At 55.1% G+C, this 15,733-nt stretch carries 10 protein-coding genes; 1 reads left to right on the forward strand and 9 read right to left on the reverse strand.

The window, feature by feature from the left end; translation table 11 throughout:
* Window positions 1-59: 59 nt before the first annotated feature.
* From NYE26_RS25260 to NYE26_RS25295, 8 genes are all read right to left on the reverse strand, one after another.
* Window positions 60-1,826 carry a sensor histidine kinase gene (locus NYE26_RS25260; protein WP_339250998.1) on the reverse strand — a complete coding sequence of 589 codons (1,767 nt, stop codon included), beginning with the start codon at window positions 1,824-1,826 and terminating at the stop codon, window positions 60-62.
* The gene (locus tag NYE26_RS25265) at window positions 1,823-3,418 is read right to left on the reverse strand and encodes a response regulator (protein WP_339251000.1); all 1,596 of its coding nucleotides are present in this window, start codon (window positions 3,416-3,418) and stop codon (window positions 1,823-1,825) included. Before NYE26_RS25265 ends, NYE26_RS25260 begins: the two co-directional genes overlap by 4 nt.
* A 278-nt stretch (window positions 3,419-3,696) precedes the next feature.
* The gene (gene yunB, locus NYE26_RS25270; protein WP_339257614.1) at window positions 3,697-4,533 is read right to left on the reverse strand and encodes a sporulation protein YunB; all 837 of its coding nucleotides are present in this window, start codon (window positions 4,531-4,533) and stop codon (window positions 3,697-3,699) included.
* A 764-nt stretch (window positions 4,534-5,297) separates the two neighbouring features.
* A complete protein-coding gene (locus NYE26_RS25275; protein ID WP_339251002.1) occupies window positions 5,298-5,567 on the reverse strand; it encodes a hypothetical protein in 270 nt (89 codons plus the stop codon).
* A 128-nt stretch (window positions 5,568-5,695) separates the two neighbouring features.
* Window positions 5,696-6,310, reverse strand: a complete 615-nt coding sequence (locus tag NYE26_RS25280; protein WP_339251004.1) for a VTT domain-containing protein — start codon at window positions 6,308-6,310, stop codon at window positions 5,696-5,698.
* Window positions 6,311-6,518: 208 nt separating this feature from the next.
* A complete protein-coding gene (locus NYE26_RS25285; protein ID WP_339251006.1) occupies window positions 6,519-7,406 on the reverse strand; it encodes a glycine betaine ABC transporter substrate-binding protein in 888 nt (295 codons plus the stop codon).
* Window positions 7,407-7,421: 15 nt separating this feature from the next.
* Entirely contained in the window at window positions 7,422-8,258 is an 837-nt protein-coding gene (locus NYE26_RS25290; RefSeq protein ID WP_036732574.1) for a proline/glycine betaine ABC transporter permease, read from the reverse strand.
* Window positions 8,255-9,454, reverse strand: coding sequence for a glycine betaine/L-proline ABC transporter ATP-binding protein (locus NYE26_RS25295; protein WP_036732571.1), 1,200 nt, complete (start codon window positions 9,452-9,454; stop codon window positions 8,255-8,257). Before NYE26_RS25295 ends, NYE26_RS25290 begins: the two co-directional genes overlap by 4 nt.
* A gap of 255 nt (window positions 9,455-9,709) precedes the next feature.
* Here NYE26_RS25295 and NYE26_RS25300 point away from each other — a divergent pair, with 255 nt between their 5' ends.
* Window positions 9,710-10,264 (forward strand): transcriptional regulator, encoded by a 555-nt coding sequence (locus NYE26_RS25300; RefSeq protein WP_036732568.1) that lies wholly within the window; start codon window positions 9,710-9,712, stop codon window positions 10,262-10,264.
* A gap of 260 nt (window positions 10,265-10,524) precedes the next feature.
* Here NYE26_RS25300 and NYE26_RS25305 read toward each other — a convergent pair whose 3' ends face one another.
* Entirely contained in the window at window positions 10,525-15,678 is a 5,154-nt protein-coding gene (locus NYE26_RS25305; RefSeq protein WP_339251009.1) for a carbohydrate binding domain-containing protein, read from the reverse strand.
* Window positions 15,679-15,733 lie beyond the last annotated feature (55 nt).

Here is a 15,733-nt window from a genome sequence, read left to right on the forward strand (position 1 = left end):
AAATATAAGATAGCGCTTACATAACCCTAATCTCTTTGGATTGGTGGACCGGGATTGGCTTATAGCGGCAAAGTAATCACTACCTTCGTGCCTGTCCCCGGAGTCGAGAAGATGGATATCCCGTACTCGCCGCCGTAGGTCATCTGAATGCGGTCAATAGTATTCTTAATGCCCACGGAGGAAGATTTCTGATAAAGAATCCTGTGTATCGTCTCATCACTCATGCCCCGGCCGTTGTCAGCTACCTCGTAATGCCGGGTTCTGCCGTTAATCCAGCCGCGGATTCCAATGAGTCCGCCAGAGCCGATCTGATCGAAGCCGTGAAGAATCGCATTCTCCACAAAGGGCTGGAACAGCAGTCTCGGCACATCGTACGCCAATAGCCGCGGGTCCATATCATACTCCACGGTGAACTTGTCCTCGAAGCGGATTGACATAATATAGAAGTAATTACTCATCCAGCTCATCTCTTCGGACAAAGGTACGGCGTCCCATGTCTTCCGGGAGGTATAATGCAGCATGTTGGACAGACAGACAAGCATCCTGCTAAGCTCCTGCTGATCATTCTCAATTGCCGTCCAGTTCATCACATTCAGCGTATTGTACAGGAAGTGCGGATGCATCTGCATATTCAGCGCCTGTATCTCAGCCTCTTTCTCCTTCAGCTTGATCTCGTAATTCTCCGTCACCAACAGCTGAATCCGGTCATTCATCCGGTTGAAGCGCTGCGTCAGCACGCCGAACTCGTCATGGCTCACCACATCCACGCGGGTCTGGAAATCTCCCTCGCCCACCGATCTCATCGCGCTGAGCAGCCGCTTGATGGGCTTAGTGATTTTACCTGCAATGAAATAAGCGAGGATCAGAGCCACAATCCCCATCACAACAGCCAGTACAGTAATAGATGTCCGGATCACCGGCACCAGGCTGCTCACCAGCCCTGCCTCTGGTATCCACACCACAGACATCCAGCCGGTCACCTCCGAACGGTCGAAGCAGACGATCACCGCTTCGCCGTCCAGCTTCATTCTCCGTGCCCCGCTGTTCTCCCGCTGCAGCTTGTCCAGCCCTGCCTCCTTATAGATCTGTGCAACCTGACCCGGCTCACTGCTGGCGACTACCCTGTCCTGCGGATCAAGCACCATGTAGCGCGAGTTCCCCGGAAGGCTGTCTGCATACAAGGATTTAAGCACCTCGGATTTGAAGCTTATGGCAAGTACGGGGCGCTCCACTCCGGCATCCATTTTGGCAAGCTTCGTATTGCTCAGATAGGTGAAATCCAGCAGGCGTGTAGCCGAGAAGAGATAACGGAACTCCAGATTCCCGCCTTGCAAATAGGACTGGTTGAACATGGACGCGAACTCATAAGTAGGTATCCATACCAGCTTCCCTCCCGCCTGCCGGGCCATACGGTATATATCCGATTGCGTCGGTTCTCCTTGAGGCAGGGGTTGTCCGAAGGTGAAGTAGGAGGTCCATAGCTGGTAGGCAAAGATATCCTGGTTCTGGGAAAAGGTTTTGCCGAGCACAGCCGTCACCTGCCGGTCGGCTGCGAACAGCTCCGCTTCATTCGCGGGGTCCAGCTGGTTGAAGATGCGGAACAGATCCTTATCGAGGAACAAGGACATGCTGTTCTGGTCCACGATCCGCAGCTTGGTGTCCATGACTTCATTATTCTTCCTGACAATCTCATATACATTCTTCTGCGCCTGCTCTGTGATAATCTTCAGGCTGGTCCGGTAGAATAAAGCCCCCAGAACGAGCAGGGGAATGGCGATCAGCAGAATATAGCTGGCCAGCAGCCGGTAACGGAAGGTGATCTTCATGCCTCACGTTTCCTTTGCGACAGCGCATGCTTATAGGCTTTGGGCGACATGCCGTAATACTTCTTGAATACGCGGCAAAAATATTTCGTATCCTGAAATCCGCATTCCAGGGATATCTCATATATTCGGAGCGGCTCCCCGGCAAGCAGTACCTTGGCCCGCTTCATCCGGGCCGCCGTCACATGCTCCGAGAACGTTTTTCCCGTCCTGTTCTTGATCAGTGTACTGAAATAAGAGGGGTTAAAATGGAAATGCTCAGCTGCCCGCTCCAGTGTAAGCTCCTCCTTCATATGCTGCTGTATCCAGCTTAGGCATTCAGCGATCATGCTCTCCCCCTGATCCTGCCGGGATACGGTTAAGGCCAAATGCGCTTCCCGGAGTGCCTGCCCCAACTGGGCCACCAGCTCCGGGTACGAGCGGCATGAGCGGATAAGCAGCGTAGCCGTACCGGTCAGCATCTGCTGCGCTCTCTTATCCAGAATGTCCTGATGCTCACTCCGGATCTGCAGCAGCATTAGCGATGCCTGTTCCTTCAGCAGCATAGGGCTGGCATGTCCACCGTCTGCAAGCTGGCAGAGGGCTTCCACACAAGCTTCCAGAACAAGCGCAGCATCATCCATTTTCAACGCCTCATAGACCTTGCTCCAGTCAGGAACGGCCTCGCGGTAAGAAAACCTGATCTCATCTGAAAACAGCAGCCCCTGCCGGAAATCATAGAAGTTGTAACTGTTGGCCGTTCTGGCTGCCAGATAGGATCGCGGCGCTTCTTCCCGGAGGGAACGGCATTCCGGGCCAATCCCGTGGATGAGCTGTCCGGTATGCGCCCAATCCGCCGCCAAGGAACGGGCAATGGACCGGGCTTCTTCCCGCTTGTCCCCGGTAAGGGCTTCCAGGGTAATCAAGGTAACGGCGGCAAGAGGGCCGTCCTCCGTCATCCCGCTCAAGGGAATGGTGATGGCTTCCCCCCACCTGCCCCAGGCCTGCTCCAGAGCACGGATGAACACGCCGCTGTCCTGTCTCTCCCCGCTGTCCTGGCAGGAGTTCAGCTCCGAATACACTGCGACACCGCTCTCCCGCAGCCAATCATAACCGTCCAGCTCCGCCAGCTCGGCCAAGGACGCACTGCCGTTCAGCCAGGACAGCATGAGCCGGTTCAGATAGGCGGAAGAAGCGAGCTTAAGCCGGTGCTGCATTTCTTCCTCTTCACGGCGCTGCCTCTTTTCCGCTGTCAGCAGAAGGTCGATCCGGCTTAGGACATCCGCTACCTGGTCAATCTCCACCGGCTTCAGCAGGTAATCATAAGCCCCATAATGAACTGCCTTCTGCGCATACTCGAACAGATTGTAAGCGGATACCATTACGACCTTGGTCCGGATACCTTCAAGCTTAAGCCGTTCCAGAAATTCAAGCCCATCCATTCCGGGCATACGGATATCAGTCAATATAGCTTCCGGGCGGTGGGCTTTCACCATTTCCATAGCGGACAAGCCATCCTGCGCCGCCACCACCTGATCCTCCGGCCGAAGGCGTCCGATCAGATTGACCATCCCTCTAAGATGTCTGGACTCATCATCTACAATCAATATTCTCATTAGTCTCAGCCCCCCCAAGATTGGCTTACAGCCCCTTTCAGCCGCAGCGTTGCCCTTATTATAGAAGCCATTCCGGTCCATTCCTAGTGGATTCATATTGGAAAGGTGGATTTGAATACTTACCTCATCGTCCTCATCGCACCGGCAGCCTGCCAACTAATTCCGAACTTTATCCGCATTAGCCCGTATCAACCCATCCGGCACAATAAAAAAAGACCCCCATTTAGCCATTAAATGACCACAGGAGCCCTTACCCCGACATTATCCCCGCTTCTCCCCTACTCCGACCCGTCCCCCGTATTTCCGCCTCCCCCGGACGCATCCGGCGCATTGTTGCCGCCTGCGGCAGGCGTCGGGCTCTCCCCGCTGCCCGCATGTCCGCCTGATCCGCCCGAGCCTGAGCTGCTGTTGCCGCCGCCTGAAGGTGTGCCTTCCGTGCCGGAGCTGCCCTTCTCAGTGTTCAGCGAAGGAGCCGGAATAGCGATGCCCGGGGCGCTGCTGCCGTTCTCGCCGACCGGCTTGCCCTGATTGTCATAGTAGTACATTGGAACGTCACCGACTACCATCAGGTAGGAGACGGGGATCTCTGTGTCCACCACCTGCGGCTCCATGTCAAAGGGGATTACGACCGCTACCTCGGTCACAATGTGAATATAGACCTCAACCAGAATCATATTGATTCCGGCATTTTGCTGCCGGGTATTCAGCTCCACCTTCACGGCCCCCTGAGGTTCGATCTTGATCGGAATATCGGGTCCAAAGGAGGCAATCAGCGGGCTGCCAAGCGCCTGGCCCAGCGGAATACGCTCGCTGCGGTTATGCAGCTCCTGCAGTGTGGACTGTATCACCTCGGCGGCTTGCGAGGTAATCCGCATATGCTCCTTATAGTTGAGCATGAAGCCGGAGATTTTGCCGCTCTTATCCGTCTTCCAGTCAATCAGCGCCTCAGCATTCCCGCCGTCCGCCACCTGGGACGTAATCGCCTTGTTAATGGATTCCGTGGCGATCTGCTTCACCCGGATCTGTGCCAGATGGAGAATCGGCGGCTTCAGGTGCTGCTCCACATAACGCAGCCCCTGCAGCACCGCCAGAAGCAGCAGCAGGCTCAGAACGATCCAGAATCTGCCCCGTCTGCGCGGCTTCTGCCCCTTGCCCCCGGCGGCTTCCTGACGCTTCCCGTCCCTGCTGCCGAACAAGCGGAAGCCGCCGCCGCGCCCGGACTTGCGCCAGACCCGCTGGCCCGGAGCACCCGCTGCTCTCCCGGACGGCTTCGCAGTCCCGTAATCTGCTTCACTCCCGTCCAGCCGGACGCCGGACCTGGAGGGCTTCGCCACGAAGCCCCCGCTCCGTCCCCAGCTCCGGCCAGGCAGACCCGCGCCGGGTCTTGAAGGCTTCGCTTCGAACCTTGCTCCCGAACCCGCACCCGGCGGCCGGATTCCCGCTCTGGACGGTTTGGCCTTGAAGGCCTGGCGGCGCCCGCCCGGCCCCCTCAGACCGCTTCCGCTGAAGTCCGGCAGCCGCAGACGCCCGAAGAGCGGTACGCCTGCGCTCCGTTTCCCCCATTTTCTGATTCTGCCCATGCCCTGCAGTCCCTCCCGACATTCCTGCGGTCAAGCCGCTCCCTGTACTAATAGGCTATTCGGCGCACACGCAAAATAACCCCACAATGTGGGGCTTTCGCTTTGGTGTTTGCTTGTATCCAAGAACCAGATCACCCTAACGAGTGAAATTGGTCCCATTCATTGCGATATTCAGCCTGTATTTGATCCATTCTGAGGGTTGTCTCCCTCACCGCCGCTTGTATGGAGCAGCATTGTTGCACTTCTTGCAGGATTTCTCGAAATTTGTTACTGGCTGTGGCCACATGATTCGCTTTTACTCATACATCCGGACCACACGCCTCTGCCGCACTGAATGTGGTCGGTTTTTCGACCATATCCGGCCCACACGCCTCTGCCGCACCGAATGTAGTCGGTTTTTCGACCATATCCGGCCCACACGCCTCTGCCGCACCGAATGTAGTCGGTTTTTCGACCATATTCGGCCCACACGCCTCTACCGCACCGAATGTGGTCGGTTTTTCGACCATATCCGGCTGTTCGGTGAAATCAGAGAAGTCATTCCTATTACTGGCCCAGAATATAGTCATCCTGCCGATGCTCCAAGACACTTACCCCCAACTTTATGCACAACTTATCCACATCGGACGCAAATCATAATTTCCTAATCCACAAAAAAAAGAACCTCCCCGCGGCACCACACCGCAGCAACGTTCTTCTAATGCCCCGCCCGTTTGCGCTTATCCTCCTGAAGATGCCCCCAATGCAGCCGGACAAAGATAGCAAGCAGAATCAGCATAAATACGCCATACCACAACAGAAAACCATTCCAGTCCTCACGCGGGACAATGAGCGAGGAGCTGAGCGTACCGAACAGCCAGATAAAAGACAGATTGCCGAGCACCGTCCCCCAGACAAAAGCCGCCGGCTTCATCGGAGACACGGCTGACATCAGATTGATGATATTGCTGGGCACAATCGGAATCGTACGCAGCAGCACCAGGGTCCAGATGCCGTAACGGTCCAGATAGGTCTGCCATTTCTCATACTTCTTGAGCTTGTAGCCCCATTTGCGGTCGAACCAGTCGAAGAGATAGCGCCGGAAGAGAAAATAGACAATTACCGCGCCCAGGTTGCAGGCCAGCCAGCTGACAGCCATCCCGCCGATCACTTCGAATACAGAGACATGCAGCACAATCAGAATCGCCAGGGGGAAAAATCCGAACAAGCTTTGCAGCACGGCGAGCGGAAAGGTAGCAAAAACAATATACGGGCCGCTAAGTCCCAGACTTTGCAGCAGCCAGTCAATCCAGGCATTGATGATCTCGGTCATAGAGCGCTCTCCTTCCCTGACTCTTAGCAGCATGTAAAGGAACCGCTCATTAATGTTGAAGAAAAACACCCCTTGCGGGGTGTTTATTGAACATCTAACTATAGATTCTGCGACATCAGCGTACAAGTTACAGAATTGTTGCTTATTTTCTCCCATCATAGCACACATCGGTCATCGCCGCCAGATCACTGAACCCTACAGAGTTCACTTAAGCAGAGATACCAGCCGTCCACTCATTAACCTTGGCTTCATTACTCTCTACCCATTCCTTGGCCGCTTCTTCAGGCGATTGTCCGCCCTGAATCTTGACCATAACCTGCTCCATATCCTCTGCAGTCCATTTGAATTGGCTCAGGAACTTGTGCACATCAGGCATATCTTCCTTCAGACCTGAGCGGACCATCGTATGAATCTGCTCGGCACCGCCGTAGACATTCTTCGGATCGTCCAGGTACTTGAGGTCCATGTTGGCGAACATCCAGTGCGGAGTCCAGCCAGTGACTACAATTGGTTCATTCTTGTCAAAAGCCTTCTGCAGCTCCTGCGCCATTGCCGCCGACGAGCTCTCCAGCAGCGTATAATCGCTCAAGCCGTAGGCTTCGAGCGCTTTTTCCGTGGCCGTCATAATTCCGGCCCCCGGCTCAATTCCGATAATCCGCTTATCGAGCGTTGCCGCTACTTCTGCATTATTCAGATCTTCAATGGAGTTGATCTCCATATAGGCGGGAACGGCAAGCCCGGTCTTCGTTCCATCCAGATTCACACCGGCATCCTCAATGTCCTTGCCGTATTTCTCCAGATAAGAGGCATGCGTGCTTGGCAGCCAGGCGGCTACCATGGCATCTGCGCTTCCGTCAGCAATCCCGGCCCACATCGGTCCGGCATCGACCTGCAGCATCTCCACCTTCACGCCGAGCTTCGTTTCCAGCACTTCCTTGACTACGTTAGTACTGGCGATCTCGGAATCCCAGGCCACATAAGCCAGCTTCACCGTACTATTGTTATTATTGGACGAACAACCTGCTACCAGAATTACTGCCATCAGCAGCATGAGCATCATTAGCGGTTTGCGCTTTATCGATTGGATTCTTTTCATATTAATCATACACTCCTATTCTTGTGGTTTGGATTTGAAGAGCTTCTGGGTCAGACGATCCAGCAGAATGGCAATAATAACAATCGCAATCCCCGCCTCGAAGCCCGCACCCGTCTTCGCCTGTGATACTGCACGGTATACATAGGCACCTACACCCTGGGCACCGATCATGGACGAGATGACGACCATAGACAGCGAGAGCATAATCGTCTGGTTAATCCCGGCCATAATGGTCGGGAGCGCGATCGGCAATTGCAGCTTGAACAGCTTTTGCCCTGCGGTTGAACCGAAGGCATCCGCCGCTTCCACCAGCTCCGGTGAGACCTGGCGAATCCCCAGGTTCGTTAACCGGATCGTTGGCGGAATAGCAAATATAATAGAAGCAATGACGCCGGGAACAACACCCAGCGAGAAGAACGACACGGCTGGAAGCAGATATACGAACGCCGGCATCGTCTGCATGAAGTCTAAGATAGGGGTGGCAATGTTCTGGAAAGTCCGGCTCTGTGCACACAGCACTCCGAGCGGAACCCCGATCACTACAGCCAGCAGAGAGGCTGTCAGTACCAGGGCCAGCGACTGCATCGACGGTCCCCACAATCCAAGATTGTCAATCAGGAGCAGTCCGACCACCGCAAACAGCGCCATCCGCCATTTGCCGATCCAGTAGGCCAGAGCTGCGATCAGAAGGGTCAGCACCATTGCGGGCAGGAAATTCAGCGCCGCATCAATCCCGCTCACCATTCCGCCAATCACAGCATGAATGATATCAAATATAGGGCCGAAGTAGGTCGTGAGCCAATTTTCAATCCATTCTACGCCCTTTCCGAGCGGTATTTTAGGTAAATTCATGAACCAATTCCTCCTTCAGGAACCGCGTTACCGGCCAGGGCAGACAACACGGCCCCTTTGATAACAATGCCCTTCAGCTTCTCGCCTTCCCCCACTACAGCAACGGGCAGATGCGTCTCCGACATCAGCTCGAACAGATCATTCAGCAGGGTATCCGGCTGAACCCGGGGAATGTCGCGCAGCATCACATCCAGAATACTGCGGTTCTCCTTCAAGGCCTGTGAGGCATTATCCGCTGTCAGCAGACCTTGCAGCCGCATCTCATTATCTGCGACATACAGGCTGGAGACCCCGCTGTCCCGCATGAGCTGCAGGGCTACCCGGGGACCGCGTTCCGGGCGGATCATCTCCGGCTGGCGCATCACATGGGAAGCGGTCAATACTTTGGACAGATCCACATCCTCCACGAAGCGTTCCACATATTTGTTCGCAGGCTGAATCAGAATTTCTTCCGGCGATCCGATCTGGACAATGACCCCGTCCTTCATCAGGGCAATACGGTCCCCGATCCGCAGCGCTTCATCCAGATCATGCGTGATGAAGACAATCGTCTTCTTCACTCTGGATTGCAGCTCCAGCAATTCCTGCTGCATATCCTTGCGGATCAGCGGATCAAGCGCACTGAAGGCTTCATCCATCAGCAGAATGTCAGGATCATTGGCCAGACCGCGCGCCAGGCCGACACGCTGCTGCATGCCTCCGCTGAGCTGATCCGGGCGGTGGTTCTCCCAGCCCTTCAGCCCTACAAGCTCAAGAGCCTCCATGGCCAGCCGGGTTCGTTTGCTTTTCTCCACGCCCTGGACTTCCAGTCCGTATTCTGCGTTAGCCAGCACACTGCGGTGCGGGAACAGCGCGAACTTTTGAAAGACCATGCCGATATTCTTCCGCCGGAATTCCCGAAGCTGCTCCGGATTCATCTTGACAACATCCTTACCCTTGAACAGCACCTGTCCTCCGGTAGGCTCAATCAGCCGGTTCAACAGACGGACGAGCGTGGATTTACCACTGCCCGACAATCCCATAATGACAAATATTTCTCCCTCTTCAATGCTGAATTCGGCTTTATTCACACCGACCGTCAGCTTGGCTTCCCGGGCGATCTTTTCTTTGGACCAGCCTTGTTCTAATAATGGAAGCGCCCGTGCTGCATCATGACCGAATACTTTGGTTAACTGTTTCACCTCTATAATTGCCATGTTGACCTCCTTCTCTCCTTTTACTTTCGGGTTAACGCTACTGACCTAGTGTAACGGACTTACGAAAAAATACGCAAAGCTCATATTCGCTAAGAATTGAGTGTACAGTTTTAACTTTACGTACTTTACGTATAGAATACTCTGTTTAACGCCGGATTCCGTTCCGGATGAATTCTTTACTTCTTGCCGGAGATTTGATTACAATACACTAGGAGAGACATGCAGAATGTCAGCCTATTCCTCAGGAGGGACATCATGAACGATTTAGAGGGGCTTTTGCCCGAGCAAATAGAAAAAATCAGCAAAGCCCGTGAACGGGTCATCGACTCTATCGGCAAAAATATGGATTTATACGGCATCACCCTGTCCATCGGGCATTTATACGGTTACATGTACTTTAATGAGGGCCCGGTTACACTGGATGAGCTAAGCAGCACCATGGGCATGAGTAAGACCTCCATGAGTACTGGAGTACGTACACTGCTTGATTTGAAGATGATCGATAAAGTCTGGGGCAAGGGCACCCGCAAGGATCTGTTCGAGGTGGTTCCCGACTGGCATCAGAACTTCAGCGATTACTTCTCTATTAAATGGAGAAAAGCAGTTGAAGGGAATATGACCGCCCTTAACAAATCACTCGCCGAAATCCGGCAAATGAAAATTGATTACGCGGACGAGCCCGACCTATCGCGCCTGCTCCACACCGACGAGCTCAAGATTGAAGAAGCCATTAAATATTACCGCTGGCTGCTGAAGCTGATCGAAGCGCTGGAGACCGGCAAGATTTTTGAATTAATCCCTAAAGAATAATATCAGCTATTGGCGTTCAAACTATTCTGCTCATGCTGAAAAGGCTGTATGTTGTTTTCCACATACATTTGAGCCATCGCCTACGTTTGAGCACAATGTATGTTGTTTTCCGCATACATTCGGGCCATCGCCTGCGTTTGAGCACAATGTATGCTGTTTTTTACTTTCATTTGATCCCATATAAGTATCAAAACGGCCGCGACCCTTGAATTCAAGGATCACGGCCGTTGTCACATGCCATGGTGCGTTCTTTCGTTAGCTTACGGGTTCTCGATCAGACTGACATCATCGATGTAGATATGATTGCCTGCTTCGATAGCCGCATTCGTCTCTGCGCTGTTTCCGGGATTCAGCCCCAGCAGAAAGACCAGATGAACCCCTGCATCCGTTCCGCCGTTCATGGTGAAGGTGTAGCTGAAGCGCTGCATTTCGCCCGTTAAAGAAGCGGCGGTTGTCTGCAAATATTTCGTATAATCTCCTCCGAAATGCTCGACTGCTACTTCAATCTGCCGGTTGATATCCGAACGGGCGCTGAAGGCCAAGGTATAGCTTTTACCCTGAGTCAGCTTCAAATCTCTGTAATCTACCTGAGCGGCGTAGTTGGCAGAGCCCGTGAAGCCCAGCGACACCTCAAGCTCCCCATTCTGGACTGCGGCATTTCCGGTGCTCTCGAAGTACTGGGTCCAGCCTTTAAGGGCAGGCTGCGCATCGAATGTGCCGTTATCCAGTGTCCCGCTGGCAGGCTCGGTGTCCGGTCCGTCTGTTACCTTTCTAAGCACGATATCATCAAAAGAAATCGTATGCGCCGTATGGTTCGCCGTTTTATCTTCACCCAGCGTGGCGCCGATCAGATAGTTCAGCTTCAGCGGATTGGCGTTCGTCACACTGAACTGAGTGCTGTAAGTCGCCCATGTGGCTGTAATGTCGAACTTCGCCTGAGCCGCCTGGGCAGAGGTTCCGCTATATTCCACGATAATCTGCCGGGGAACGGTAGATTTCGCTCTGAAGCTCAGCTCATAGGTTGCGCCAGCTTCCAGCGGGATTTTCTCCTGATAGAGCTGGGTGTGCCAGGCTTGTGACCCGGCCGCCGTGATCAGCACCTCCGCTGCTCCGTTCACCACTTGGAAGGACGAGACTCCACCTTCACCGGACCAGGTGGACCAGCCCGAGATGCCGCCGGTGAATGATCCGTTGACGACCAGATTGTTATCATTCGCCAGTATAGTCTGAGCCACACTAGCATTGACGTACCCTTCGGCTTCCACGGTAATGTTATAGCTTCCCTCTGCCGGGAAGGCCGCAGGCTGAATTGTGATTGCTCCCGGCCCTACATCGTACAGCTCCGCCGCAAGCGTAACGCCATTCACCTTAACGGACTTAATGCTGCCGGACCATTCTGCTTTCGGGATGAAGGTCAGCTCAATCGGCTGTGATACCCGGTTGGCTGTGGAATCTGCGAGCAGCTCCTGCGGCTTCGCCGGGGCGTCCTTGATCTCGAATCGCACATTGTCGATGATGATATCATGACTTTGCGGAACGCTCACACCCCCTACCTTGCCAAGCAGGAATTTCAGCGAGAGCATATCATTCGCCCCCTGCCGGAATTCGAACCGGTAATGCTTCATCTCTGGTGTCAGCTCCACCGTCTTATCGATGGAAGGGGAATAGCTCGCATTCTCTGCCTTCACATTCATCTGCCGGGCCACGCTGGCACTGGCATCGAATTCAACCACATAATCGAGGCCCGCCGCTGCCTTGAGGTTATTCTGGAAAAGCATCACCGAATACGCCTGATTGCCGGTATTCGTAATGCTGAATTTGGCTGCTCCATCCACCGCAGCGGCAGTGCTCTGGCCGCCGTCTTCTGTCAGCAGCCGCTCCCAGCTCGTAAGCCCGAAGCTGAAATCCCCGTTCAAAAGCGGGTAATATGTCAGATCAGGATCATAATAGGAGCTGGTGCGTACCAGCACGAATTGATCCAGAAGGACCCTTCCTGCTGTCCCGTCAAGCCGCAGTACGAATCGTCCAAGATGATCCGTGGCCCCCGCGAGATTCTTGAACAGCGCTTCAACCTGCTGATGTCCTGCATTCAGCTGAACCGGCTCCGAAGCATAGACTACGCCGTCATTGCCTTGCAGTTCGACTACAGCTGTCCTTGCGGAGAAGCTATCGGCCTCGAAGGTCAGCTTGTAATCCTGGCCTTGCACCAGGAAGATTCCCTTCTGTTGCAGCGTAACCTCGCTGCCGCCGGTGTCTGCGTCTGTAATGTCCAGCTTCAGGCGGCCGTCAGCCTCAACCCGCGGAGTAACCTCCGCACCTCCTGAAGCAGCAATATGCCAATAGCTCATCCGGTCCGGTTCTCCCAGATCAAAGCTGCCGTTGTAGAGGTGGTTGCCGCTGCCGAGCGGCGCCTTGGCGCTGTCATGATCGAAGGGAATGCTGCTGATCTCTTCAAGCCGTGCATTGCCAAGCCATACCGGGGAAGCATTGGTCCCCAGATTGAACTCGATCCGCGCGGCATTGTCCGAGCTCTCCTTCATCTGGAACATCGTCTCGTAATGCTGAAGCTGCGGGGTCAGCGCTGCCTTGAACGCTGGAGAATAAGACGGGAAGCCAAGCGATGCGCCACCTGTCAGCCGGGCGGTCAGCTCGCGGGTCGTATCCGTTCTGGCATCGAAGCTTAGCTTGTAGAATCTGCCCTTTGCCAGCGACACAATCGCCTGCGGCTGGATCGAATAAGAGTTGCCGCCCGGCTTCAAGATGTTTACCTTGAGCAGATTCACGCCGCCGGCCTGCTCCAGAGATAGAGCCGCATCTGCGCCTTCATCTGTGTAGAGTACCCAGTGGGCTGTATTCGGGATGCCCATCCCGGGATCTCCTTCTACCTGCTCCGTGAACCCGCTGTTATAAATGAAGTTCCCGTCTGCCAGCGGCGGCTTCGCTCCCTCCAGATAAGGCTCCTTCGCCAGCTCCACCGGTACCGGCTGCCGGTATTCGCGTCCAGTCAGCTCATAGATTCTGACATAGTCAATCTCCATGGAACTCGGAAATACGGTCTCATCCGTAGGGTTACCGTCAAAGTTGCCGCCGACTGCCAGATTCATCAGCAGGTGGAACTTCTGGTTGAACGGTGCCGGATACGCGTTGATAGCCGGCTGTCCGCTGCTTTTGCTGTACCAGTCATTCTTGGTCGAGAACAGCACCCCGTCCACATACCAGCGGATCTCTCCCGGCTCCCACTCAATGGAGTAGGTGTGGAACTCTTCAATGGTGGAACTGCCAGGCAATACATACTCCTTGCCGGAATAGACATTATCCGGCCACTGGGAACCATAATGGATCGTTCCGGCAACCACATTCGGACGGCTGCCCCAGCCTTCCATAATATCCAGCTCCCCGGAGGCCGCCCAATTGCCGTACACATAATTCTCCGGCAGCATCCAGATCGCCGGCCACAGCCCCTTGCCAGCCGGAGCTTTCGCCCGGATCTCGAATTTTCCGTACATTTTGCTGTACAAGCCATTGGTCTTAATTCTGGTGGAAGTGTACGGCTTGCCGCCTACTGCTTCCTTATGTGCGGTAATGATTAGCTTACCGTCCTGCTCTTTCACATTCTTCGGATCATTGGTGTAATACTCCAGCTCATTATTGCCCCAGCCCGGATTCCCGACAGCGGTGCCGTCTCCGAGATCATAGGTCCACTTCGCAGGATCAATGGCATTGTCATCGAATTCATCATTCCACACCAGACTCCACGGATCAGTGGTTGGCGCTGGTGTGGGTGTTGGACTTAGTGTTGGTGTCGGCGTTGGGGTTGGTTCCGGTGTCGGTATTGGTGTCGGCTCTGGCGTAACCTCCGGTGTCGGTATTGGTGTCGGCTCCGGCGTAACCTCTGGTGTCGGTATTGGCGTCGGCTCTGGCGTAACCTCCGGTGTCGGTATTGGTGTCGGCTCTGGCGTAACCTCCGGTGTCGGTATTGGTGTCGGCTCCGGTGTAGCCGTCGCTGTCACTCCGCCACCGGCGGCCACAGGCGGCTGGCTGGCCTGCGGCGAGGCCAGATTGAGATTGCTGCGGCTGCCTGGCATGAGAGCAATGCCCCCGGCCGTGACAGCCTCGGCCTGATTCAGCACAGTACCGAAGCTGCCGCTGCCTGTAATTGTAGTGCCCCGGGCACCGGCTGTAAGGAGCAGCTCAGCCACCTGCGCCTGATTCATCAGCACCAGCTTGCCGGGAGTGCCCCAGATCAGCTTGGATAGCTTGCCTGACAAGCTCAGCGTGAGGTTGCCTCCGGCCGCATCAGCGGTGGATACAACCCCATAATTGCCAATAAGAGTGACCGTCTGCTCACCTGCCGGGAGGACAACACCAGCGAATCCCTCCCCGGTAAGCGCAGCTTCTTCAAGGATAGCACCGGAATCAAGATGTACCGTTCCCGCGGATGTTGTCCCGCTGGCAACGATGCGGACACTGCCCTTCGGCTTCGCCACCTGCACGGCCCCAAGGCTGCTGTCCGTAAGGCTTACGCCCTGCCCGCCACCGCCGCGAATATAGGTTGTGCCGGTAACCTGCACCCCCTGAAGCCGGATCACTCCTTCCCCGATCCCCTCGGTAAGATAGAGATTTCCTTCTATGATAGTGTCCCTCAGTGTAATATCCTCATGGCTCAGCACCACATTGCCCTTCACCTTGCCCAGCTTCACTTCCCCGGCGGCGGAGCGCAGCTCCGGCACCAGTGTATCCGCCAGCTTCGCCAGCTCGGCACGGGTGATCCTCCCGTCCGGCTTGAATAAGCCTCCGGGATAGCCCTGCATATAACCGGCTGCCGTAAAAGCATCCGCCGCAGCGCTAACTGCACTATCGGCTCCCGCCAGGTCGCTGTACATGCCCTTGGCTTGACGCTCAGTCTCCAGCCTCAGTATCCGCTGAAGCGCAAGGACCGCCTCCCCGCGTTTCAGCGGAGCCGCAGGTTCGATTCGCTGATGTGCGTCTGCACTCAGATACCCCGCTGCTACCGCTTTGGCGATATCGTCCTTGTACCAGGCCGCCGCCGGGATATCCGCCGGAAGCACAGCCGCCATATCCTTATAGCCAAATATACGGTTGACGATTGCCGTAAATTCTGCCCGGGTGACCTGCTGCTCCGGCCGGAAGCTGCCGTCCCCGTAGCCGGAGATCACCCCGCTGCGGCTCCAGCGCTGCACCGCATATGCCGCCCAGCTGCCCTCTTTTACATCGGTAAACGCTTTCAAATCATTGGCAGCCAAGCTCCCGCTCTGCAAGGCGGCTGTGGTCTCCGCAGACGCTGTCAGTCTGCTCTGAACAGACTTCGCCTCAGCCCCGCCGCTGCCCAGCGGCGATAGAAGTCCCGTAACGATGACAGCGGCCGCTAACAACGCTGATATATTTCTTTTCATTCCGTGTATGCCTCCTCAGGATTAGAGTCTCCTCTTACCGCATTTCCATCGCCCC

Origin of the sequence: Paenibacillus sp. FSL P2-0136 (genome assembly GCF_037975325.1) — a bacterium.
In the GTDB taxonomy this organism is placed as follows: domain Bacteria; phylum Bacillota; class Bacilli; order Paenibacillales; family Paenibacillaceae; genus Paenibacillus_AQ; species Paenibacillus_AQ silagei.